We start from the raw sequence: 22,875 nt of genomic DNA, 5'->3' as shown, positions 1-22,875 counted from the left end.
CCGGTTCTCGGGAGCCTCACCCGTGCGTCAGAAATAGGTCCCCGCGAACGGCGCCGTCGTGGTGGCGAACAGGGCGTCCGCGTCGTCGGCCGCGCCGTCACGATGTTCGATCACCCGGCCGGCCAGGGCCAGCTGCCGCCAGCCGGTGCCGCCGAGATAGGCCGCGGCGAGGGTGGACACGTCGGTCGTGAGATCGGCGGGCGCGTCGACCCGGGTCACCGTGCCGGCGGCGATGCGATACGAGCCGGTGTTGGCGGGCAGGATCTCGTCGTCGACCGCGATCACCACCGGGGCCGAGTCGCGGTAGTCGCGCCGATCGAGTGCGGCGTGCACATCGATCAGGCGCAACCAGGTCTCGTCGTGCACACCGGCGACGGTGACCACCCGTTCGTCGGCGAACAGCTGCCGCAGCGGGCTGTCCACCGGCGCGAAGGTCACCACGATCCGTTCCACGATGTCGAGTGCGAGCAGATGGCGCAGCAGTCCGCGGTAGGCATCCGGTGTCGTGGCGACCCAGTCGTCGACCACGACCGTGCGGTGCGGGTTGCGCGGCCAGGCCGCGCCGTCGGCGGGACGGTAGCGCAGAAAGCCGTCCTCGGCTCCGGGGGCGCCGTGCACCACGGTCCACCCCGCCTCTCCGGTGAACAGTTCCTGCAGCCGCCACCAGTACGAGGGCCGCTCGATCGCACCGGTCCACGAGATGTCCGCGGCAGCATAGATTTTCGCCAGGGTCTCCCAGCGGACCGCGGGGTCGAGGTAGCGCACCGGGCCGCTCGCCGGCACGGAATCGCGCAGCCGGGCGCGCGCCCGATCCAGCTCGAGGGTCGCGTACGAACCGGCCACGCCGTAACCGAACCGTTCGTAGATACCGCCCTGGGTGGCACGCAGGCTCGCCACGATCTCACCGCGGCCGGCGATGTCGGCGAGCTGGTGGCGGAGCAGCGCGCTCACCACCCCGCGCCGGGTATGGGTGGGTAGGACACCCACATGGGTGACCGCGGCGTGCGGGACCCATCGTCCGCCCGGCACCACCAATCGGCTGGTGTAGGAATCCGCGCCCCCGACCAGCTCCCCGTTCAGACGCGCGCCCAGGGTGCGGCCCGGCTCCACCAGTCCGTCGGGATCGTCGGACCGTGGCGGCAACCCGACCATCGCGGTGCGGAAGATGGCGCCGGCGGTGCGCAGATCCGCCGCGTCGGTGAGCGTGCGAACCTCGATGGACGATGTGCCGCTTGCCATTTCGTCACCTCCGGTGATTCGGGTAGTCGGTCCGCGCCGACGGTGCGATCGGGTCGCCCCAGGGTCCGGCGCGATATCCACCGTAGCGATTCGCCGATCGGACCGCCGTTCGACAGCGGGCTCGGTCGTGCGCCGAGATCGAGTCGATGACGACGACCGAGCTGCGGGACGCGCGTAGCCGCGGTGGGCGCCGAGACGGGATCGCGCGTCGTCGCGATTCCCACCGACGCCGGAGACGATGAGCGGGTGCGGGAGCTGGTCGAGCGCACGGTCGCCGAGTTGGGCGGCGTGGACATCCTGGTCAACTCCGCTGCCACCCCCTGGAGTGCGGGATCGCCCGCGGATCTGAGCGCCACCAGCGACGATATCGTCCGCCGGGAGGTCGAGATCAAGGTGCTGGGCTATCTGCGCACGGCCCGTGCCGTGGCGCCGCATCTGATCGCGCAGGGCTGGGGCCGGATCGTCAACATCAGCGGACTCGGTGCGCGACAGGCGAATTCGATCGCACAGACGGTGCGCAACGTCAGTGTCTCCGCCTTGACCAAGAATCTGGCCGACGAGCTGGGTCCGCACGGGGTGAACACGGTGGTCCACCCCGGCCTCACCCGGACCGAGCGCGCCTGCATGCGCGACTGACCACGCAGGCCGCCGAATCCGGTACCACGATCGAGGCATTGGAATCCGGCCTGGCCGCCAATTCGATTCGCCGTGTCATCGATGCCCGTGAGGTCGCCGACGTCGTGACCTTTCTCGCCTCACCCCGCAGCGTCGCCATCACCGGGGGCGCGATCGCGGCCGGCGGTGGCGTACCCGGACCGGTGTACTACTGAGCGGGTGATCGCCGCGCCCGCAGCCGATTGCGGGTCGCGGTGCGATCGGAGGCGGCGCACGCGGCCAGGAAGTCGTCGACGATGCGGGCGCAGTCGGCACGGGTGGCCCGGCCGATTCCGGACAGCCGCACGAACACGATCGGGCCGATGAGTTGTGCCAGGACCGCGGTGAGATCCCGGTCGCCCAGCAGTGCCCGGGCATGGTCGTCGTCGAACAGTTCGTCGAACGGCCGGCGGTAGGTCTCGATGAGGTGGGCGCGCAGCGAACCCGCCCGGATTCCCTCCCCGCCGGACTGCTCGTCCTCGGTGGCCAGCCACGCGAGCGTGGTCAGATGCAGCGGTACGTCGTTGATGCCCTGGGCCTGCCGGGCGAGTAGTTCGATCAGCCGTTCCCGCAGCGCGCCCCCGACCGGCACCTCGACCACCGGCGGTAGCAGCTCTTCCAATGTGGCGGTGCGTAATTCGGTGACGGTGTCGAAATGCCGGTAGAGCGTCGTGCGCGCGACCCCGGAACGCCGGGTGACCGCGTCGATGGTGACCGCGTCCAGGCCGCCGTCGCGCAGCAGCTCGGTGGCGGCGTCGAGCAGGCGGCGGCGCGAGCGAACCTTGCGCGGATCGTCGTCGGATTCGATCGCGGCACTCGGTGTGGTCATGACTCCCAGGATTCCCCCTCGGCGGCGATCACCGGCCGAATAAGATAGAAACGATACCGCTAGTATCATAGCGAAACCGGCAGTAGCGTTTCTGGGAGGCCCGATGAACGCAACCATGACCGAGCCCGTCGTGGTGCGCCGCCGCTGGGTGGTGATCGTGTCCTGTATGTCGGTCGCACTGGTCGTCGCCTCGATGGCGGCGCTGTACACCGCACTGCCGGAAATCGCGTCGGCGACCGGGGCCACCCAGTCCCAATTGACCTGGATCATCGACGGTTACACCCTGGCGCTGGCCTGTCTGGTGCTGCCCGCCGGGGCACTCGGTGATCGCTACGGTCGGCGCATCGTCATGATCGGCGGACTGGTGATCTTCGCCCTCGCCTCCGCGGTTCCACTGCTGATCAGCGGAACCGGCTGGCTGATCGGCGCCCGCGCGCTGGCCGGAGTGGGGGCGGCACTGGTCATGCCGTCGACATTGTCGCTGCTGACCGCCGGAACTCCGCCGGATCGCCGCAATGTCGCGGTCGGCATCTGGGCGGGCACCGTCGGCGGCGGTGCGGTACTGGGCATTCTCGGCTCCGGCGTCCTGCTCTGGCGGTGGTCCTGGTTGTCGATCACCCTGGCGATGGCGGTATCGGGCGCGGTGCTGGCGATCGCGGCGTGCACGGTTCCCGAATCCCACGACAGCGTGCGGGCCCGTTTCGATCCCTGGGGCGCGGTCACCGGGGCGGCCGCGGTGGGGTTGATCGTCGTGGCGGCGCTGGAGGCGCCGCAGCGGGGCTGGACCGATCCGTTCGTCCTGGGCACGGTGGTCGCGGCGCTGGCGGTGGGCACGGCGTTCGCGCTGGTCGAACTGCGGGCCGAGCAGCCCCTCCTGGACGTGCGGCTGTTCGCCCTGCGGGGTTTCGGCGCCGGTACGGCGTCGGTCGCGGTGCAGTTCCTCGTCTCGTTCGGGTTGTTCATGCTCATCGTGCAGTTCTTCCAGTTGATCCTCGGCTATTCGCCGTTGCTGTCGGCGGTGGCGATGGCGCCGATGATCGTGCCCATGGTCGCGCTGTCGGTGATCGCGCCGTGGCTGGCCCAGCGATTCGGACTGCGGCTGCCGACCACCGCGGGGCTGGTGATCGTCGGTATCGGATTGCTGTGCCTGTCCCGGCTGACCGCCGACAGTACCTTCGTCGACGTGCTGTGGCCGTTGTTGATCATGAGCACCGGGCTCGGTTTGTCCGCCGCGCCCGCGACCGCGGCGATCGTCGACGGCGCACCGGACGACAAGCAGGGGGTCGCGGCCGCGGTGAACGACGCGGCCCGGGAGATGGGCGCGGCACTGGGGATCGCACTGGCCGGAAGTGTGCTGGCCGCCGGGTACAGCCGTCGCATCGGTGAGATCGCCGCGTCGATCCCCGAACCGATCCGGGGGCCGGTCACCGGTTCGCTGGCCGGTGCGCTGCAGGTCACCGAGCGACTGGGCCCACAGGCCGACCCCCTTGCCACACAAGCGGAATCGGCGTTCGCCTACGGCTTGCACCAAGCCACCCTCGTCCTCGGTCTGTTCACCCTCGCGGTCGCCGCCATCCTCGGCTGCTGGGCGCCCGCTCGCACCCGACCGAAACCGGCCGGGCAGGCGCAGAAGCCGTCCCCGGCGGCCGTGGACTGACACCCCGCGGGCCGGACGCCCGGAGTGTCGCCGCGTCCACGCATCCGGTCGTGTTGTGATGAGCACGATGCGACGCGGGCGGTGCGCGCCGCGGGAGGGACCGAAAGGGCGGCGATGACAGTGCTGAACGTGGCGGTGATCGGTTTCGGCTTGGCCGGTGCGGTCTTTCACGCACCACTGATCGCCGCCGAACCCCGGATGCGGCTGGCCGCGGTGGTGACCTCCTCCGCCGAGCGGGCCGACCGGGCCCGGGCCGAACATCCGCAGGCCGGGGTATTCACCACCGTCGACGACCTGCTGTCCGGCGGCACGGACCTCGATCTCGTCGTGGTCGCCACCCCCAACCGCACCCACGCTCCACTCGCGCGGCGGATGCTGGCGGCGGGGCTGCCGGTGGTGGTCGACAAACCGTTCGCGCTCACCGCCGCGGAGGGCGAATCCGTGATCGCCGTCGCGCGCGAGGCCGGGCTGCTGCTGACCGTCTTCCAGAATCGCCGCTGGGACAGCGACTTTCGTACCGCGCGGCAATTGATCGAGACCGGTGCGCTGGGACAGGTGTGGCGGTTCGAATCCCGGTTCGAACGCTGGCGGCCGCGCCCGAAGGGAGGATGGCGCGAACTCGGCGGCGCCGAGGAGGGCGCCGGCATCCTCTACGATCTCGGTAGCCATCTGATCGACCAGGCGCTCACCCTGTTCGGTCCGGTCGCCGAGGTGTACTGCGAGCTCGATGCCCGCCGCCCCGGAGTGCGAGCCGACGACGACGCCTTCCTCGCGCTCACCCACAGCGGTGGGGTGCGCTCGCAGTTGTGGATGAGCGCCGTCGCCGCGCAGCTGGGCCCGCGTCTGCGCGTGCTCGGTTCCGAGCGTGCCTACGTGTGCTACGGCCTCGATCCGCAGGAGGCCGCGCTGCGTGCGGGGCGCCGGCCGGGTGACGGACAGCCCTGGGGGAGAGTCGATCCCGAGCAATGGGGTCTGCTCGGCACCGATGGCGAGCTGGCACCGGCGCCGAGCGCGCCCGGCGCCTATCCGGACTTCTACGCGGGGGTGGCCGCCGCCCTGCTCGACGGCGCCGCACCGCCGGTGGATCCCGCCGATGCCGTTGCGACGCTGCGGATCATCGAACGGGCCCGCGACTCGGCGCGAGCCCGCTGACGATATCCGCTCAGGGTTTGCGGGCGACGCCGCCGAAGGCCGCGATCTCCGGGGTGCAGCCGACCTCGCTGGAGCCGGGCAGCCACCGGGTGATGCAGGTATAGCCCGGGTCGATCAGATCCAATCCGTCGAACGCGGCGGCGATTTCGTCGCGGGTGCGCGGATAATACGGCGTCCCACCGGATTTGGCGTACTCGGCGCACAGCTCGACGTAGGCCGGGCTGTCGTCGGTGCCATCCCACAGCACCAGATAACTGCCGGACGGGACCGCCGCCAGGACGGTGCGCACGATCCGCAGCAGATCCTCGTAACTGCGGGCGTGTCCGAGAACGCCCATGAACATCACAGCCACGGGCTCGTCCAGATTCAGGATCGTGCGCGCCTCGGCGACGATCTTCTCCGGCTCGTGGAAATCGGCGTTGACATACGTCGTCACCCCCTCGGCGGTGGTGCTGGTGAGGAGCGCCCGGGCATGGGCGAGCACCAGCGGGTCGTGGTCGACGTAGACCACCTTGGCCTCGGGCGCGATGCTCTGCGCCACCTCGTGGGTGTTCTGCATGGTCGGCAGTCCGGTACCGATATCCAGGAATTGCCGGATACCGGCCTCCTCGGCGAGGTAGCTGACCGCGCGGATCAGGAATTGCCGCGACTGCACCGCCATCGTCGAGATATCGGGATCGATCTGCAGACTGGCCTCGCCGACCACACGGTCGACCTCGTAATTGTCCTTCCCGCCCATCCAGAAATTCCAGATACGCGCCGAATGCGGAATATCGGTGCGGATCTGTGCTGGATCCTCCATGGCCATATGCGTTGAGCTCCCGTGATGTGTGGGCGCCGCCGAACCGCGCGGCATGTCGTCGGTGCGAATTACGCGAGTATAGACCCGCGATTCGATGACGCGGCGGAAGATGTTGCAGGAACGGAATATTCGGTCGCCGCGAGATGTGGTAGCGAGGGCCGGACTTCGCGCGCGGTCTCGGCTGTTGCGATTCATCACACTGTGTGACAACGCTGTTCGCGACTCGGGGGTGGGGGATCGGCCGTGGAATGTCGTCGTTGTGCCACGGGCCGGTAAGCGTCGACCGAGGTGTGCGGTACCGGCCGGGAGGCAACGGCTCCCCGCCCGGCTGCCGAGCGCGTCGACGGACAGCTAGGTAATCGCGCCACCGGCACGTAGGGTTGCCGATCGGTTACTGAATGTCTCTTCGCACATGGAGGTGGTAGAGGGATTGCACAGCACAGTGGTCGTCGTCGGATCCGGATTCGGGGGCATCGGCATGGGAGCGGCACTACGCCGCGCCGGGATCGAGGACTTCCTGATCCTGGAGGAATCGCCCGAGCTGGGCGGAGTATGGCGGGACAACACCTATCCGGGCTGCAGCTGTGATGTACCGGCCCATCTGTATTCCTTCTCGTTCGCCCCGTATCGCAGCACCCGCATCCGATACCCCGGGCGCCGCCGGACGCTGGAATATCTGCGCACCGTGGCGGCCGCCGAGGGCCTGCCCGCGCATCTGCGTACCGGAACCGCGCTCACCGCGGCCACCTACTCCGAGGCCGATGGCCGCTGGGAATTGTCGACCGCGAACGGAACTCGGATGACGGCCGATATCGTGGTCTTCGCCGTCGGGCAGTTGCACCGCCCGAATATCCCCGATATTCCGGGCCGGGACGATTTCGCCGGGCCGTCGTTCCACACCACCGAATGGGACCGCTCCGTCGAACTCGCCGGCCGCCGGATCGCGCTGATAGGCACCGGTTCCAGCGCGGCACAGTGTTTGCCGACCCTCGCCACGTCTGCGGCCTCGGTGCGGGTATACCAGCGGACGCCCCACTGGATTCTGCCCAAACCGGCCACCGAATTCGGCCGGCTCGCCCGCACCGCACTGCGGCTGCCCGGCGCGCAGCGCGCCTACCGGTGGGGGCTGCAGCAGGCTGCTGATTCGTTGCTGGCGCCGATCATGCGCCGGGGCTGGCCGGCGCGGCCCGCGGAGTGGGCTGCGCGGCGATATCTGCGGCGCGAGGTCGCCGATCCCGTCCTGCGGGCCCGGCTCACGCCCGACTATCCGATCGGGGCCAAACGTATCGTGTTCGACCGGCACTTCTACCGTTCTGTCTGCCGCGACGACGTGGAACTGATCACCGCGCCGATCACCCGGATCACGCGCGACGGCGTCGAGACCGCCGACGGCGTCGCGCACGCGGCCGACATCATCGTCTACGCCACCGGATTCCGCGCCGCGGAATTCCTGGCACCGATCACCGTGCGCGGGCGCGACGGTGTGCTGCTGCACGAGCAATGGCGCTCGGGCGCACAGGCTTTCATGGGACTGGCGGTGCCGGGATTCCCCAACGCCTTCCTCATCGCGGGACCGAACTCGTTCAATCCCGCCGGCAGTAATCCGGGGATGAAGGAGGAGCAGATCGCCTACATCATGCGGTGTCTGCGCTGGCGGAACAGGATCGGCGCGGCGGCGATCGAAGTGCGCGCCGACGCGATGGCGGCCTACCGGCGGTGGATCGACGAGGCGCTCGCCGCGACCGTCTGGTCGTCGAGCGTGCCGAGCTGGTACAAGCATCACACCGGGGCGGTCACCAACCCGTGGCCGGCTTCGGCGCGCACCTACGCCCGGATGTTGCGCCGCCCGCCCGCGCTGAGCTTCGCCCCGCTCGCCGGGACCGTCGCCGAGGTCGCGGCCGAACCGATCCGGTCGTGAGCGCTCCCAGGTGAAAGGTGGCCCGGCGGCGTGGTTTTCGCTGCCGGGCCGCTATCGGCTCCCACTGCCGCCGCAGCAGCGCGCGATCAGTTCCGCTCGTGCGGCAGATGCAGTTTGGCCTGCTCGTATTCCCCCTGGAGTGCCTGGCCCGGTCCGTAGACCGAATGCACGACTCCGGTGCGAAATGCGGTCGAGCGGAGCAGGGTCAGCGGCAGCGGCGTGTCGGCATCGTCGAACAGGCGCAGCCCGGAACGGACGGCGATCGGATGCACCAGCAGGTGCAGTTCGTCGATCAGCCCGGCGCCGAGCAGGGCGCGCACCACCGAGACCGATCCGGAAATGCCGATATCACCACCGGATTCCTGTTTGAGCGCGGTGGCGCCGGCGATCAGATCGCCGCGCAGCCGTTCGGAATTGCGCCAGGTGAAGGTCAGCTCCTGGGTCGACACCACGACCTTGCGGGCATCGCCCAGTTTGCGGCCGAACTCGGCATCGGGGCCGCCGGCCTGCTCGCGTTCGGGCCAGGCACCGGCGAAGCTGTCGTAGGTTTTGCGGCCGAGCAGCAGGGTGTCCGCGCTGCCCAGTTGTGCGTCGACCGCGACGCCCATTTCGTCGTTGTAGTACGGAAAATGCCAGTCCTGTGGATTCTCGACGACTCCGTCGAGTGCGATGAACAAGCCCGCGGTGATCCTGCGCATGATGTCTCCCGATGGTGCGGTGTGGCGTTCTTGCTCGATCCGACGGCGCGAGTACCCGGAATTCATCGTTGCCCCTCCGAGGTCGCGGGTGGAGTGGGAGCGGCTCTTCGATCGCGGCACGTCGCCAGGATCACAACAGGCTCGGGTTCGCGGTCCAGGTCGTGACGGTCCGCTACCTCGGCATGTCTCGCCGAGCAGCTGGAGATCGATGACCCGTCGTGGCTGGGGGGAGCACGATCCCGGAGGCCGGTGCAGAATTCGAGCGGTTAGCGGCCGAGCATCGACGTGAACCGTTCTGGGACGCGCGCACCCTTGACTCGCGCCGCGGCCACCTCGATGCGTTCCACGTCGTCGATCGTCAATTCGACGTCGAGCGCTCCCAGGTTCTCTTCCAAGCGATGCAGCTTGGTGGTGCCGGGGATCGGCGCGAACCACGGCTTCTGCGCCAGCACCCAGGCGAGAGCGATCTGAGCCGGCGTAGCTCCCTTGTCGTCGGCAATCTGCTGCAGCAAGTCGATCAGTGCCTGATTGGCCTGTCGTGCTTCAGGAGTGAAACGCGGCAGGATGCGGCGGAGGTCGTCGTCGGCCAGCGATGTCGTGGAGTCGATGGTGCCGGTCAGATAGCCCTTGCCCAGTGGGCTGTAGGGCACGAGGCCGATGCCCAGCTTCTCCAAGGTCGGAATCACCTCGCCTTCGAGGTCTCGCGTCCAGAGCGAGTATTCACTCTGCAGTGCTGTCACAGGCTGCACGCTGTGGGCGCGGCTGATCGTCGTCGCGCCGGCCTCCGACAAACCGAAGTGCTTGACCTTACCTTCGGAAATCAGCTCCTTGACCGTGCCCGCTACCTCTTCGATGGGTACGTCGGGATCGACGCGGTGCTGGTAGAGAAGGTCGATATAATCTGTTCGCAGACGCCGAAGCGAGGCCTCGGCCACTCGGCGGATCTGCTCGGGTCGGCTGTCGACCCCCGACGCCGGGGTCGGTCCGTTCTCTCCGTGCTTGATACCGAACTTGGTGGCGATCACCACCTGGTCGCGTACCGGCGCCAGCGCCTGGCCGACCAACTCCTCGTTGGTGAAAGGGCCATAGACTTCGGCGGTGTCGAAGAAAGTTACGCCGCGGTCGACTGCCGCCCGCAGCAGCTTCGTCATCTCGGCTGGGTCCGGGGGCGCACCGTAGAAGAAGCTCATGCCCATGCAGCCGAGCCCCAGGGCTGAAACTTCGAGTTGCTGACCCAGTTTGCGCTTTTGCACTAGACATGCTCCTTCGGAAAAGACCTTCTGGCCCATTGCTTTCCCTGCGTTCGGCCGGGAACCGACCACAGGTTAAGCAGGCCTTGCGGCCGGCAGGGAGACCCTGGTGAAACAGGTACCGAGAGAACCCCTTGCCTGATGGACCTGACACTCTGCGCATGTGGCGTTCTCGGTGCTGTGGGGTACCCGCAGTGCCTCCCCTGGGCTGCGGGCCGGGCTTACGGTGAGGGGATGGCCACGATGGATCTACGCACCGATATCCGGGAGTTTCTCAGCTCGCGTCGCGCCCGCATCGCACCAGAGCAAGCGGGCCTGCCCGCTCACGGCGGCAACCGTCGGGTCAAAGGCCTGCGTCGCGAGGAGGTAGCTCTACTGGCTGGGGTATCGGTCGACTACTACGTGCGTATGGAGCGCGGCAGCCTCGCCGGCGCCTCCGACGGTGTGCTCGACGCGTTGGCCTCTGCCTTGCAACTCGACGAGGCCGAGCGCGACCACCTGTTCCACCTTGCCCGGCAGTCCAGGGCGCCCAGCGGTCCACGCCGGCTCAGGCCTGCCGTGACGGTGCGCCCGGCGCTGCAGCAGGTGCTCGACGCCGTCTCCGAGGCGCCGGCCTGGATTTGCAACGGCCGCTATGACGTCCTGGCCATGAATCACCTTGCTCGCGCGCTGTTTTCACCGGTGCCGGCCGACCCGCGACGGCCGGCGAACACCGCGCGGTTCGTGTATCTGAATCCCGAAGCGGCACAATCGTTCTTCGTCGACTATGACCGAATCGCCTGCGATGTGGCCGCGAAGCTACGCATGGAAGCCGGCCGCAATCCGCACGACGAGGAGCTGATCGCCCTGGTCGGCGAACTGTCGACGTGCAGTGAGCTGTTCCGGCAGCGGTGGGCATCTCGGGACGTGCGGCTGCACCGGTCCGGACGCAAGCGGGTACACCATCCGATCGTGGGCCGGCTCGACCTGGACGTCGAGTCCCTGGAACTGCCCGCCGAGCCCGGCCTGCTCCTGAACGTCTACACCGCACCCGCGGGCACGCCGACCGCTGACAATTCAGCGCTCCTGGCGTCGTGGGCGGCCACCCGGCAGACGCCGGCGACCGAACTCGAAGCACACGACGGATAGTCCACCCCTTCAGCCGTACTGATCAGCGGACCATTCATGACGTGGGGCGGCAATCTGCCACACCCGTATCGAGATCGGGCGCATTCGGCATCGGCACCTCCTCGGCGCGTGCCGAGGATTCGTAGAGAAGGCGCCACAACCCCCGTTCTCGCAGCGGCGCATCCGATCCCCGGATCTCGGTGACCCGATCCCGGGACAGCGCCCGGCTGGTGTCCGGTGGTGCGGCCGGGCTCGCAATCGGACCAGCGGATTCACCACCGGTCAGCCAGCCCTGTTCATGTCGGTATCCCCACGCGGAGCCCAGCGCGGTGAGATTTGGTGAGATTCCCGCAATCCCTGGTCGCCGCGGGAGCGGAGTGAAAAGTGAGCGGATCCCCATTTTTTGGCCGCGAATATCGCCCGTGGTCGCTGTTGGGTGGAGTATCCGCAGGTGAGAGGTCCTGCCCCGAGGTGTCGACGATCGCCAAAACGGAGTAGAAGGTGAGCGCGGACTCGCATTACCGTTTCAACACGTAACAGATAGCCGGGGAGCGGGAGATGTCGGAATCGCCCGATCACCGTGCGGCGGGTTTCGCGCAGGCGCGAAATCCGGTCCGTGACAAGGAGGTCAGAGTGACTACAGCAAGCACGGTCGGTGCTGAGCGCACGACATCCGGGCGCGCGCTCTCGCTATCGATGCGCGACGCCCACGAGATGGCCCGTGAACTGGTCGCGCACCTCGCCGCCGTGGTGCCACCGTTCACCACCCTGCCGGCCGATGTGCTGGCCACCGAGGTCTCCCCGATGGCGCGGTTGTGCGTGGAGTGGGCGGTCCGGCGCGTGGCCGGTGGCGACCTGCCCGAGCGAACCGATCGGCTCCGGGCGGCCGCGGCGCGCTGGTGCCGGGCCGGAATACCGATCGAGGTGGTCGTGCACGCGGTGCACGAGGGCTTCAAGGCCGGACTCGACCTGCTGTTCGCCCGCGCCCGCGCCAGCGATGCCGCACTTGTCATCAAGGGCACCGCGACCGCGCTGGAACTGCTGGATCTCATCACCGCGGCGGTGAACAAGGCCTATGTCCAGGAGCGGCGTGCCGATGCCGCCGAACACCACACCGCCGTCCACACGCTCACCTCGGCCCTGCTCGGTGGGCACGCCACCACGAAGTTGGCGCGAGAATGCGGAATCCGTATCGCGGACCGGTATTTCGTTCTGGCGGTATGGATTCCACCGCATCCCGACGAGACCCATCCGCGGCTGGACAAGCAGGTCGTCGCGCGGCGGAAGCTGCGCCGGGTGCAGGCAGCGCTGGCGAAGCTGCTGCGCGACAACCCGCTGGCCATGTTGTCGGTCGACGGTGGCAGCATCCTCGTTCCCGAGTCCGCCTGTGCGGAGCCCGACCTCGACGAACTGTTCGCCCGGCTGTCGGAGCTGGCCGGGGTGCCGCTGACCGCGGCCGTGGTGAGCGCATCGGCCGCTGAGGTGCCCGCGGCCGCCCAGCAGGCACACGATCTGCTCGATACGGTGCGGCGGCTGGGGCGCGGACCGGGGGTGCACCGATTCGCGGAGCTGGCATTGCAGTATCAGTTGACCCGGCCGGGAATCGGTCGCGACATCCTCGATGCGCGGCTGGCGCCGCTGGATTCCCATCCCGAACTGCTGGAGACCTTGCAGGTCTTCTTCGGCACCGATCTCAACCGGCAGCGTGCGGCCCGTCAGCTGTGCATCCACCCGAATACGATCGACTACCGGTTGCGGCGCATCGGGCAGCTGACCGGGTTCGATCCGTCGCGGACCACCGGATTGTGGTATCTGCGTTCGGCATTGATCGCCCGGCTCAGTGCGGGCGATCAGGATACGCGCCGTCCCGCGTGACCGGGTCCGCGCCGACGGCGGTGGCGATCATCGGCCAGGACCGGTGCAGATCCTGCTGCCAATAGCCCCACGAGTGGGTGCCGTCCGGGCGCATGTCGATCGTGGCTGGGATACCGAGTTCGGTGAATCTGTCCCGCAATTCGCGAGTGCATCGCACCGCACCGGTCTCGAGTGCGCCGCCGACGAGCAGCTGATCGGCCAGAGTCGCGGGATTGTCGTGGATGCCGGGTCCGTCGAGGGTGTCGAGTGGGCCCGGTAACCCGGTCCCGGTCGAGACGTAGATCGCGGTGCCTCGCAACCGATCCGCGTGCAGATACGGATCATTGGCCGCCCACGCCGGATCCGTGGGCGGACCCCACATATTCACCGTGTTACCCATCCGCCCACCGACCACCGCATCGACGATCAACTGCCCCTGCGGATCACTGGTCCGCACACACCCCGAATACGAACCGATCGCCTTGTACAAACCCGGCGCCGCCAACGCCAACTGGAACACCGACGTCCCCGCCATCGAAATACCCGCGATCGCATTCACCCCACTACCACCGAAACCCGAATCGATGATCGACGGCAACTCCCTAGTCAGAAACGTCGACCACCGCTGCCGACCCAGCACCGGATCATCGGCACGCCAATCCGTGAAATAACTACTCGCCCCACCGAACGGCACCACCACATTCACCTGCTTATCCGCGAAAAACGACGCCACATCCGTACGGTTGAGCCAATTACCGCCGGCTCCGCCGTCGATGCCGTTGAGCAGATAGAGGGTGGGTGCCGGACGCGAACGATCCGGTGCCGCGAGAACTTCCAGGCGCACGGGCACATTCATGGCGGCCGAGTGCACGGTGACGGTGAGCGCGCGCGGCGACCCGGCCACGGCATCGGCGAGGTACGATCCGTCGGCCGCGGGCCGGGCCGCCGAACGCACCCGGTCGGTCGAGATCGATGCTGCTGCAGCGGTATTCGCGGGTGCGGAGGCCGGCGGCGGCACCGACGGGTCCTGTGCGGTGGCGGGACCGGTGACCGCGAGACCGGCCGCCAGGCAGGCCGCCGCGGCCGCCCGGCCCGACAGTTGGGAGAGGCCGTGCCGGACAGCAGAATCCACGTGCCGCCTTCTCTCGGATACGAACTGCGCGATCGCCGCCGACGATAGGGCGGGCGCCGATACCCGGCAATTGCCGGTACCCAGGTTTGGCCCGGATGCCAGTACGTACCGCGCGGCGCTGGTATCGGCCACAAATTCGGCGATATCGGATGACGTATTCGCAGTGACGCCGTTGACTGGTCGAAAACGTCGATCCCGGCTCCCGAATATCGTCGGCGGCTGTCGCGTGACCACGTTGCGAACAATGGTGTCCGAGATCGGAGTACGAGGATGGACAGGCCCCCGCCGAGAATTCGTATCGCGCGGGTCGTGGCCGTCGTGACGGCGATGGTCGCCGTGGCGGCCGCGACCACCGTCACCGGTGCGCGGGCCGCCGCGGATCCGGCCGGGGATTTCTCGGCGGTGAGCGCTCCCGACGGTTCGCGCATCCACGACGTCCGCACCCGCGGCGACCGGATCCTCGATGTCGGTGTGTATTCGGCGGCGATGCGCAATGTGACGCGAGTGCAGGTCCTGCGTGCCGCCGATCCGGATCGTCCGGCGCCGACGCTGTATCTGCTCAACGGCGCCAACGGCGGCATCAGCGACGGCAGCTGGTCCGATCGTACGGATGTGGCGTCGTTTTTCGCGGATAAGCAGGTGAATGTGGTGGTGCCGTTCGGTGGGGCGAGTAGTTATTTCACGGATTGGCGTGCCGATGATCCGGTGCTGGGTCGGCAGCGGTGGTCGACGTTTCTGACTAGGGAGTTGCCGTCGATCATCGATTCGGGTTTCGGTGGTAGTGGGGTGAATGCGATCGCGGGTATTTCGATGGCGGGGACGTCGGTGTTCCAGTTGGCGTTGGCGGCGCCGGGTTTGTACAAGGCGATCGGTTCGTATTCGGGGTGTGTGCGGACCAGTGATCCGCAGGGGCAGTTGATCGTCGATGCGGTGGTCGGTGGGCGGATGGGTAACACGGTGAATATGTGGGGTCCGCCCACGGATCCGGCGTGGGCGGCCAATGATCCGTATCTGCACGCGGATCGGTTGCGAGGCACCGCGATCTACGTCTCGACCGGGACCGGGTTACCGGGCCCACTCGACACCCTCGACGGTGCGCACGGCGACACCACGCAACTGGCCTATCAACTGGTCTTCGGTGCGGCGCTGGAAGCGGTCACCGATCTGTGCACCCATCAGCTCCACGATCGGCTGCGGCAATTGAATGTGCCCGCCACCTTCGACTTTCGTCCGTCCGGCACCCATTCGTGGGGTTATTGGCAGCAGGATCTGCACCGATCGTGGGAGCTGTTCGCCGACGCGCTGAGGCAGTGAGCGCGCGTCAGCGGACCCGATCGTAGACCAGTGCCATCTCACCCAGTTCTCCGGTTTCCTGATGGGTCAGCGTCCATCGGGTGCCGGGCAGGCCGTCGTCGAACAAACGCTGTCCGGCGCCGGCGATCTCGGGGCAGACGATGAGATAGAGACGGTCGAGCAGATCCGCGGCGAGCAGGTCCTTGATGATGCTCGCGCTGCTGTTGACGAGAATGTCGCCGGTGCCGGAGGCGCGCAGTTCGGCGACGACCTCGGCGAGCGGGGCGTCGACGATGCGGGCGTGCTCCCACGGGGCCTCGGTCAGGGTGGTCGACAACACCACTTTCTCGGTATCCACCAGCCATTTCGCATAGCCGCGGTCGCGTGGATCGGCCGTGTCATCGGCGGCGACCGACGGCCAGAATCCGAGGAACCCCTGGGCATTACCCCTGCCGAGCACCGCCGTGGTCGCGTCGGCGCACATCCGGGTGAGCTGATCGCGCGCGACCTCGGTGGTCGCGTAGGGCACGATGGCGCCGAGATCGGCGGGGCCGCCGGGGCCGTTGTAGCGGCCGTCGAGGGTGATGCTGATGTTCGCGGTCACCTTGCGTGTGGTCGACTCGGACATGGTCGTACTCCTGTTCTGGGTGCCGGCGTCGCCGGTCGGATTCAGTGGGTGACGCCGACGGCGTCGGCGAGGTTGTCGAGGACCCGGCTCCATCCGGTCTCGATTCCGGCGATGGCGGAGACCGCCGCGACGGTGGTTTCGGCGATGGTCAGTTCCAGCCGCAGGTCGGTGCCGTCGGCGGCCGCGGCGAGGGTGAGCGTGTAGTGCCCGGTGAACATCACCGCACCGGTCGGGTCGAGCACCGACAGCTCGAAGACGAGACGGTCGTGGCGGCTCACGGCCCGCACCAGACCTTCCGAGCGGTACCGGTGTCCCTCGGCATCGTGGTACTCGAGGACAGCGCGCCCACCCGGCCGGGGTTCGAGGACACATTCGGTGATCCGCAGCGGTGCCGGAACCCACCAGGCCGCCAGCAGATCCGGATCGACCCAGTGCCGCCACACCACTTCCGGGGCGGCGGCCAGGGTGCGGTCGAAGACGAAACGCCGGCCCTCGGCCCACCGGTCATGTTCGGCCGCAAGGGATTCCGCGTCGATCGCCGCACGATAGCGGGCGATGACGTCGCGCTCGCCGGCGTGCGACTCGGCGGTTTCCGCCAATTCCCGCAACCGCCCTCCGAGTTCACGCAGCGGCTGCGGGTCGAGTGCGTAGACGCGGCGCTGCCCGAGCGGAAAGACCGAGACCACCTCCGCCCGCGCCAGCGTCTGCAGGTGTTTGGTGGTCTGCGGCTGCCGCAAACCTGTCAGTTCGGCGAGTTCACCGACCGAGCGGGGTTGTTCGGCGAGCAGTTCGACGATGCGCCACCGGGCGCTGTCGCCGAGGGCGGAAACGATCCGATCCATGACCCAAAGTATTCACCGTAATGAATATTCGTGTCAAGGAATATCTTCGGGCCTGCGTTGGAGTTGCGCGTCGAGCACCTCGCGCAGCCGCGCGGCGAACGCCTCCGGCTGCCCCGCGTATCCCTCGTCGCCGCCGACGAATCCGCTGTGGTGACTGGGGAATACGGTGGCGGACAAGCCGAGCAGCGCCGCCGTGGCCTCGGCGGTTCGTCCGGTCAGCACCCCGGAGGACTCCTCGCCGACGCCGATGAGGATGTGGGTCGACGCGGTGGTCAGGGCGGGCACGTCCGGGTGATAGTCGCTCACCGCCCAGGAACGGTCCGACACCAGCGGATCATCACGGGTGCCGTCGTCCTCGGCCGGCATGCCGAACTGGGCCGGATCGGGCGCGGGCAGCGCGAAGAAGTCGTCGGTGAACTCGCCCTGCCACGACGCCATCATGATGAAGGCCGCCATCGCCGCCCCGAATCCCTTGGCCTCGTAGATATCTCGTACCGCGGCCTGAGCGCGGTGTGCCGCCGCCGCGTCGGGAAGGACGTCGATCAGCGGTGGCTCGTGGGCGACCAGTGTGGCCACATCATCCGGGTGCGCGGCTACCAGCGCGAGGGCGGTGACCGCGCCGCCGCTGCTGGCGAAGATCTCCACAGCGGTGCCGAATGTCTCGATCAGCGCGTGCAGATCCCCGGCCTGTACCACCGGGGAATGATCGGTCCGCCCGTCCTTGCGCACGCTACGGCCCAGTCCCCGCGGGTCGTAGGTGATCACGGTGCGATCGGGAAAATACGAGGCCAGCGCGGCGAAACCGCCGGCATCCATGGGCTGGCCGACCATGAGCAGCGGAACCCGTCCATCGGCGGCCGGCAGTGGTCCGCGAACGTCGTAGACGAGGTCGGCTTCGGGCGTGGTCAGCGTGTGTGTCTGCATACCCCTGAAGACGGCGCGGTGATCACGAATTCACCGCTCCGGTCGTTCGCGGTCGGAAACTGTCCTACTTCCGCGCGAGAATGTGCCGGTGACCGATACGACACAGCGCCTGCTGACCCTGTTGTCGCTGCTGCAGACCCCACGCGAGTGGTCGGGACCGGAGCTGGCGCAGCGGCTGGGGGTCAGTCCCCGCACCGTCCGGCGCGATATCGACCGACTGCGTGAACTGGACTACCCGGTGGACGCGACGATGGGCGTCTACGGGGGCTATCGCCTGGCCGCCGGTGCCGCGATGCCGCCGCTGCTGTTCGACGACGCCGAGGCGGTATCGACCGCGGTCGGCTTGCGCACCGTCGCGGCACACGCGCTGACCGGCGCCGACGAGGCGGCCGTGCGCGCGCTGGCGAAACTCGAGCAGGTGCTGCCCACCCGGCTGCGGGCCCGGGTGCGGGCGGTCGGCGCGGCCACCGAAACCTTGACCGCGCCGGCCTCCTCACCGGTCGACACCGCGGTGCTGACGGCGCTGGCGGCCGCGATCGCGACGGCCGAGCAGGTGCGTTTCGGCTACCGCTCGAACGCCGGAGCCGAGTCCCGGCGATTGGTCGATCCGCATCGGCTGGTCGCCGCCGGACAACGCTGGTACCTGGTCGCCTTCGATCGCGACCGCGACGACTGGCGGATCTTCCGCATCGATCGGATCACCGGCCCGCGGCCGATCGGGCTGGCCGCCGAGCGCCGCGAACTGCCCGCCGACGACGCGGCGAGTTTCGTCCGCGCCTCGATGTACGGACTGCTTCCGGTCTATCGCGCCGAGATCACCGTCTTCGCCGCGGCGGACGCGGTCGCGGGTGTGGCCGGGCACCTCGGTGACATCGAGGCCGTCGACGAGCACAGCTGCCGCGTGCATACCGCTGCCGACACCCTGTCGTGGCTGGTGTTTCGCCTGATCCAGCTCGGTCACGACTTCCGTGTCGACGGTCCGGCAGAGGTCGCCGATTACGTGCGCGAACTGGGCGCACGTCTCCAGCGTGCCGCGCCGCCGAACCGATCGGTGAGCGTTACGGTGACCGAATCCGGCGTCTCGCCGCCCAGGCGGTGATTCCGGGCCCGACAGCGTGATGTGTCGAATTCTCAGCAAGCCGTACCGGAAAACTCGAGGAGAACTGGTTATGCGTCGACTGAGTGTCACCCGTCGTCTCACCGCAGTGGCCGCGACAGCGGCGGCCGCGGCCGTCGTTGTCGCCGGTCCCGCCGCGGCGGATCCGGCGACCGTGGACTGGAACTCGGCGACCGCGCATCTGCGCGCCGCCGCGGCCGGCAATCCCGCCGCCGAACAGGCGATCGACCGGTTGTCGGCGTCGGGGCCCGCGGTGGAGCACGCGGCGCTGCCCGCCCAGCCGTTCCAGATTCCCGCGCAGTCCGATATCGGCCGCGGTGCGGGCGCGGGCGTCTACGGCTCCGGCGTCGCCCTGAACTACGACGGTTTCCGCCTCGGCTTCTTCGGCGGCCCGGGCACCATCGCCCCCAATCAGGCCGGGGCGAATATGCAGGTCGTCTGGTACAACCTGTCCAACGGCCGCAACGGCACCCAGACGTTGATCGAGCACAACGATGTCCCGGTGGACACCACGATCCGCACGTCGGTCTTCGATCCGGGCCCGGGGATGGTCGTGGCCGCGGTGTACGGGACCCTGTGGCACCGCTGGCCGGTCCCGGTCTCCGCTGCCAACCCGGACGGTTTCCAGTACCAGCTGGGCACGATTTCGGTCCCGTCGTTCGGCGCGATCTACAACTGAGGGTGAGTGCGGGGCCGGTTCGCCGGAACCGGCCCCGCCGCGCCGGTCGCCCGGCTCAGTAGATGAACGGCAGACAGCCCGCCATACCGAGCTGCACCAGCACATACCCCGAGGCCGGGACGGTGGCGAGGACGGCCGCGACTATCGCCAGGGGCAGTCCGCGCCCGGCCCGCCGCAGCCGCGACTCGGTGCCGAGCAGGCGGTCGACCCGGTCGGCGACGGCGAGTGTGCTCGTGCCCAGTGCGATATCGGGGACCGCGCGCGGGCCGTCCGAGTGATCCTCGTCCTCATCGGACACGTCGGAGAGGGTGAGCAGCGCGGTCAGGATCGTGGTCCGGCTGTGCCGCCCCGCCGCCCGGTCGTCGGCGCACATCTCGAGCAGGTGCGCGATGCGATCGTCGGCCGCCGTGAACAGCGGAACCCGCGGCAGTGTCGTCGCCAGGGCGCGCGTCGACGCCCGGATCAGATGATGGCGCCCGGTCAGATGGGCGTGCTCGTGCGCCAGCACCGCCGCCAGCTGCGGACGGTCCAGCGCGGCGACCGCGGCGCTGGTGACCACGACGGTCCCGGGTCGCCCGGCCACGCAGTAGGCCGCCTTCTGCGGCGCGTCGATGATCACCATGTCGGCAGCTCCGGGCAGCTCGGTCCCGGTCACCCGCCGCCCGATGATGGACGCCGAGCGCGCATGGCGGGCACTGGTACCGCGGGCGCGAACCACCGTCCGCACCACCCGCGCCCCGCGTGCGGATACGAATCCGATGACCACCAGCGCCGACAGCAGTGCGATCGCCTGGGCAACGGGACCGTGGCCGCCCTCGGCCGCGGCCTCCATGGCCACGACGCAGTTGTCGAACAGATGCGCCATCGGCAGATTCCAGGTATGGGCGACCTGCACGACCAGTGCGGCCGCCGCGGCCGTCCACGCGACGAGGACCGCAGCCACCGCGGTGAGCCAAGCCAGCACGCCGAGGCGGGGCACACTTCCGTGCGCGGTGAGCCGGGTCAGCACGGGAGGGCCGAGCACACAGACCAGTGCCGAATAACCCAGCAGGCACAGCGCGAGGGTCACTCGGCGGCTCCGGAGCCGGAGCGGCTGTCGGTGGAGGTGTTCTTGGCGCGCACCTTCCGCAGCACCTTGCGCAGCGCGGCGGTGTCGTCCTCGGAGATCTGCTCGACGAAATGGGCCAGTACCAGGTCGGCGCGACCACCGCCGAGCGCTTCGCGCATCAGCTGGGCGCTGTACTGCTCACGGCTGAGCCGGGGCCGGTACCGATACGCCTTGCCATCGCGTTCGCGTTCCAGCCACCCCTTGCGATGCAGATTGTCCATGGTGGTCATGACGGTGGTGTAGGCGATGTCGCGGCTGCGCAGCAGATCCTCGAACACGGTCCGCACGGTGATGGTGTCGGGTGCGGACCAGATGCGGTCCATCACCACCGCCTCCAGATCCCCGAAACGATGTGCCATCGCACCTCTCCACCTTCGACTACGTACCCGGATAGTACCTAGTGGTTCCCGTTCCGGTCGCCGGGAACACCTGTGGCCCCGCCGCGAGGGCGGGGCCACAGGCGTGGCGAATGTGATCGACGTCCCGGCGGCGCGCCGGATCGACTCAGTTCGGGGTGATCCGGAACAGTCCGGTCGTGGTGCCTTGATACTGCACCCGCCCCGGTGCGATGGTGCCCACCATCTGCAGGGTGTCGTGGACCGTACTGGTTCCGATCAGGTGGCTCGAGGTCTCGGCGCCGCGTTCGGCGTCGATCGCGACCAGGTGATAGGAATCGACCACCGCACCGGCGCTACCGGTGCCGATGCCGGCGACCTCGTTCTTGCGCGCCACTGTGTAGATCAGCCCGTCGGCCAGCGAAAGCCGGGGCACCGCAGCCGATTTCACGTCACTGGTCCACGCGCGCGTGCACCCGTTGCCGTCCGGGTTCACATCGATGCGAACCATGCCGCCGGTGAAATCGGCTTTCGCGGGATCGCTGGGACCGGCGTTGTCCGGCAGCGCCGGATACGGGTAGCCGTAGGTGCTGGCCACGAAGACGCTGTTACCGGACCCGATGGGGGAGTTCTCGGTGCCGTCGACCGCGGGCACCGAGCACACCGTCCGGCCGCTGCGGGTGTCGTAGACGAGCAGATTCTCCTGCGGCACCGCGTTGTCGGTGATCGCCACATAGTCGGTGCCGTCACGCGGCCCGAAGAAGGTCGGGCTGGCGCCGCTGCCCCAGCTGAGTTGTCCCGGTTTGCGGGCCGGCCCGCGATCGTAGGGCTGACGCCAGACCTGATGCGGTGCACCGGATCCGTCCGCGGTGAACAGATAGGTGGCGTGATCGGTGGTCACCGCGGTGCCCTCGGGTGCGGTGGAGATACTGTTGTCGACGTGCTCACCGGACAGCGCGATCGACTGTGCGGCACCGGATTCCGGGTCGACCGCGCCGACCGCGCCGTTGGCGGTGGCGAACCAGACCCGCCCCTGCTGATCGGGCATGAGCGAGGCCACGCTGTCGCAGCCGTTGCCGCCGCAGTGTCCGGTGACCGCGGACCCGATCGGGGTGGACGAGTCGATCGCCAGCTTCCAGTCGTTGCCGTCCCGGTGGTGGCCGATGCGCACCAGATTGTTGTCGCCGTCCACCATGACCATGCGATCCTGGTGGTCCAGATAGGCGTAGACCCCGCCGAGCAGGCCGCCCTTCGGCAGCGACAGCGAGGTCATCGGCTGGCCGTTGCCGGGATTGATCAGGAATACCTTGGGCGAGCGGTCGGTGACGGTGGTGCACAATGCTTGTGGCAGCCCGTCGCCGCCCTGCAGAATTGTCGGACATGCCGCGGCGAGTTCCCGGAACTGCGCATTCACCCCGCCGGTACCCACGCCGGGCAGGGGAGTGCTGTCGGAGGATTCCGAATCGCCGTGCATCGTGGCCGTCCCCACCGGCCCGAGGGCGGGATTGACCGGAGGTGGTGGGCCGAATGCGGCATTCGCGGTTCCGGCGCCGATGAACAGCATCGCCGCGACGGCGGCCGCGGCCGAGGTCACCGTGGTCCCGGCAAGACGTCGAGTTCGCACACGCACTCCTCGATATGATTATTCGTATCGCAA

Annotated in this window: 21 protein-coding genes and 1 pseudogene; 10 read left to right on the top strand and 12 right to left on the bottom strand. The window is 68.6% G+C overall.

All coding sequences use genetic code 11. The annotated features are described in order from the left end of the window. Positions 1 to 27 precede the first annotated feature (27 nt). Positions 28 to 1,239, bottom strand: coding sequence for a GNAT family N-acetyltransferase (locus tag LKD76_RS19155; protein WP_227982693.1), 1,212 nt, complete (start codon positions 1,237 to 1,239; stop codon positions 28 to 30). 192 nt (positions 1,240 to 1,431) lie between these two features. Here LKD76_RS19155 and LKD76_RS19150 point away from each other — a divergent pair. Then, a pseudogene (locus LKD76_RS19150) lies at positions 1,432 to 2,069 on the top strand (SDR family NAD(P)-dependent oxidoreductase); the annotation flags it as partial. Here LKD76_RS19150 and LKD76_RS19145 read toward each other — a convergent pair. Next, complete coding sequence (locus LKD76_RS19145) at positions 2,063 to 2,722, bottom strand: TetR/AcrR family transcriptional regulator (RefSeq protein WP_227982692.1); 660 nt, start codon at positions 2,720 to 2,722, stop codon at positions 2,063 to 2,065. The pseudogene LKD76_RS19150 and the gene LKD76_RS19145 sit on opposite strands and share 7 nt — an antisense overlap. Positions 2,723 to 2,825: 103 nt before the next feature. Between LKD76_RS19145 and LKD76_RS19140 the strand changes: the two genes are divergently transcribed. Together LKD76_RS19140 and LKD76_RS19135 are read left to right on the top strand one after the other, a co-directional pair. Then, positions 2,826 to 4,379 carry an MFS transporter gene (locus LKD76_RS19140; protein WP_227982691.1) on the top strand — a complete coding sequence of 518 codons (1,554 nt, stop codon included), beginning with the start codon at positions 2,826 to 2,828 and terminating at the stop codon, positions 4,377 to 4,379. A 114-nt stretch (positions 4,380 to 4,493) separates the two neighbouring features. Then, positions 4,494 to 5,531 (top strand): Gfo/Idh/MocA family protein, encoded by a 1,038-nt coding sequence (locus LKD76_RS19135; protein WP_227982690.1) that lies wholly within the window; start codon positions 4,494 to 4,496, stop codon positions 5,529 to 5,531. Positions 5,532 to 5,541: 10 nt separating this feature from the next. Here LKD76_RS19135 and LKD76_RS19130 read toward each other — a convergent pair whose 3' ends face one another. Further along, the gene (locus LKD76_RS19130; RefSeq protein ID WP_227982689.1) at positions 5,542 to 6,333 is read right to left on the bottom strand and encodes an SAM-dependent methyltransferase; all 792 of its coding nucleotides are present in this window, start codon (positions 6,331 to 6,333) and stop codon (positions 5,542 to 5,544) included. Between the two features lie 412 nt (positions 6,334 to 6,745). Here LKD76_RS19130 and LKD76_RS19125 point away from each other — a divergent pair, with 412 nt between their 5' ends. Beyond that, complete coding sequence (locus tag LKD76_RS19125; RefSeq protein ID WP_227982688.1) at positions 6,746 to 8,251, top strand: flavin-containing monooxygenase; 1,506 nt, start codon at positions 6,746 to 6,748, stop codon at positions 8,249 to 8,251. Positions 8,252 to 8,337: 86 nt separating this feature from the next. Here the strand turns inward: LKD76_RS19125 and LKD76_RS19120 are convergent, their stop codons facing one another. Continuing rightward, on the bottom strand, positions 8,338 to 8,949 hold the full coding sequence (locus tag LKD76_RS19120) for a dihydrofolate reductase family protein (protein ID WP_227982687.1): 612 nt from the start codon (positions 8,947 to 8,949) through the stop codon (positions 8,338 to 8,340). 11 nt (positions 8,950 to 8,960) lie between these two features. Between LKD76_RS19120 and LKD76_RS32370 the strand changes: the two genes are divergently transcribed. Beyond that, positions 8,961 to 9,161 (top strand): DUF4158 domain-containing protein, encoded by a 201-nt coding sequence (locus LKD76_RS32370; RefSeq protein WP_372465874.1) that lies wholly within the window; start codon positions 8,961 to 8,963, stop codon positions 9,159 to 9,161. A gap of 54 nt (positions 9,162 to 9,215) precedes the next feature. On the opposite strand, the gene LKD76_RS19115 is transcribed toward LKD76_RS32370, so the two are convergent. Beyond that, on the bottom strand, positions 9,216 to 10,238 hold the full coding sequence (locus LKD76_RS19115; RefSeq protein WP_227982686.1) for an aldo/keto reductase: 1,023 nt from the start codon (positions 10,236 to 10,238) through the stop codon (positions 9,216 to 9,218). Positions 10,239 to 10,433: 195 nt separating this feature from the next. Here LKD76_RS19115 and LKD76_RS19110 point away from each other — a divergent pair, with 195 nt between their 5' ends. Both LKD76_RS19110 and LKD76_RS19105 read left to right on the top strand, forming a co-directional pair. Next, complete coding sequence (locus LKD76_RS19110; protein WP_227982685.1) at positions 10,434 to 11,327, top strand: helix-turn-helix transcriptional regulator; 894 nt, start codon at positions 10,434 to 10,436, stop codon at positions 11,325 to 11,327. Positions 11,328 to 11,939: 612 nt separating this feature from the next. Beyond that, positions 11,940 to 13,181 carry a PucR family transcriptional regulator gene (locus tag LKD76_RS19105; RefSeq protein ID WP_227982684.1) on the top strand — a complete coding sequence of 414 codons (1,242 nt, stop codon included), beginning with the start codon at positions 11,940 to 11,942 and terminating at the stop codon, positions 13,179 to 13,181. On the opposite strand, the gene LKD76_RS19100 is transcribed toward LKD76_RS19105, so the two are convergent. Then, positions 13,144 to 14,229: an alpha/beta hydrolase gene (locus tag LKD76_RS19100; RefSeq protein WP_372465997.1), complete on the bottom strand. Its 1,086-nt coding sequence runs from the start codon at positions 14,227 to 14,229 to the stop codon at positions 13,144 to 13,146. The two genes, LKD76_RS19105 and LKD76_RS19100, sit on opposite strands and share 38 nt — an antisense overlap. Positions 14,230 to 14,562: 333 nt before the next feature. Between LKD76_RS19100 and LKD76_RS19095 the strand changes: the two genes are divergently transcribed. Then, positions 14,563 to 15,606, top strand: coding sequence for an alpha/beta hydrolase (locus LKD76_RS19095; RefSeq protein ID WP_372465872.1), 1,044 nt, complete (start codon positions 14,563 to 14,565; stop codon positions 15,604 to 15,606). 7 nt (positions 15,607 to 15,613) lie between these two features. Here LKD76_RS19095 and LKD76_RS19090 read toward each other — a convergent pair whose 3' ends face one another. From LKD76_RS19090 to LKD76_RS19080, 3 genes are read right to left on the bottom strand one after another with little or no spacing between them, the layout of a single operon-like run. Continuing rightward, complete coding sequence (locus tag LKD76_RS19090) at positions 15,614 to 16,213, bottom strand: dihydrofolate reductase family protein (RefSeq protein ID WP_227982682.1); 600 nt, start codon at positions 16,211 to 16,213, stop codon at positions 15,614 to 15,616. 41 nt (positions 16,214 to 16,254) lie between these two features. Beyond that, entirely contained in the window at positions 16,255 to 17,055 is an 801-nt protein-coding gene (locus tag LKD76_RS19085) for a metalloregulator ArsR/SmtB family transcription factor (RefSeq protein ID WP_227982681.1), read from the bottom strand. 33 nt (positions 17,056 to 17,088) lie between these two features. Continuing rightward, a complete protein-coding gene (locus LKD76_RS19080) occupies positions 17,089 to 17,979 on the bottom strand; it encodes an alpha/beta fold hydrolase (RefSeq protein ID WP_227982680.1) in 891 nt (296 codons plus the stop codon). An 88-nt stretch (positions 17,980 to 18,067) separates the two neighbouring features. Between LKD76_RS19080 and LKD76_RS19075 the strand changes: the two genes are divergently transcribed. Beyond that, positions 18,068 to 19,078: a helix-turn-helix transcriptional regulator gene (locus LKD76_RS19075; protein ID WP_227982679.1), complete on the top strand. Its 1,011-nt coding sequence runs from the start codon at positions 18,068 to 18,070 to the stop codon at positions 19,076 to 19,078. 70 nt (positions 19,079 to 19,148) lie between these two features. Further along, positions 19,149 to 19,775, top strand: coding sequence for a hypothetical protein (locus tag LKD76_RS19070; protein ID WP_227982678.1), 627 nt, complete (start codon positions 19,149 to 19,151; stop codon positions 19,773 to 19,775). A 55-nt stretch (positions 19,776 to 19,830) separates the two neighbouring features. Here LKD76_RS19070 and LKD76_RS19065 read toward each other — a convergent pair whose 3' ends face one another. The 3 genes from LKD76_RS19065 to LKD76_RS19055 all read right to left on the bottom strand — a co-directional run bounded on the left by LKD76_RS19065 (position 19,831) and on the right by LKD76_RS19055 (position 22,782). Continuing rightward, positions 19,831 to 20,844 (bottom strand): M48 family metalloprotease, encoded by a 1,014-nt coding sequence (locus tag LKD76_RS19065; RefSeq protein WP_227982677.1) that lies wholly within the window; start codon positions 20,842 to 20,844, stop codon positions 19,831 to 19,833. Next, positions 20,841 to 21,242, bottom strand: coding sequence for a BlaI/MecI/CopY family transcriptional regulator (locus LKD76_RS19060; RefSeq protein WP_227982676.1), 402 nt, complete (start codon positions 21,240 to 21,242; stop codon positions 20,841 to 20,843). The genes LKD76_RS19065 and LKD76_RS19060 overlap by 4 nt, the downstream gene beginning before the upstream one ends. A gap of 145 nt (positions 21,243 to 21,387) precedes the next feature. Next, the gene (locus tag LKD76_RS19055) at positions 21,388 to 22,782 is read right to left on the bottom strand and encodes a PQQ-binding-like beta-propeller repeat protein (RefSeq protein ID WP_255661777.1); all 1,395 of its coding nucleotides are present in this window, start codon (positions 22,780 to 22,782) and stop codon (positions 21,388 to 21,390) included. Positions 22,783 to 22,875: the final 93 nt, after the last annotated feature.

Origin of the sequence: Nocardia spumae (assembly GCF_020733635.1) — a bacterium.
Lineage (GTDB): Bacteria > Actinomycetota > Actinomycetes > Mycobacteriales > Mycobacteriaceae > Nocardia > Nocardia spumae.
The sequence above is the reverse complement of the archived record's forward strand: the minus strand, read 5'-3'. Positions and strand labels throughout refer to the sequence as shown.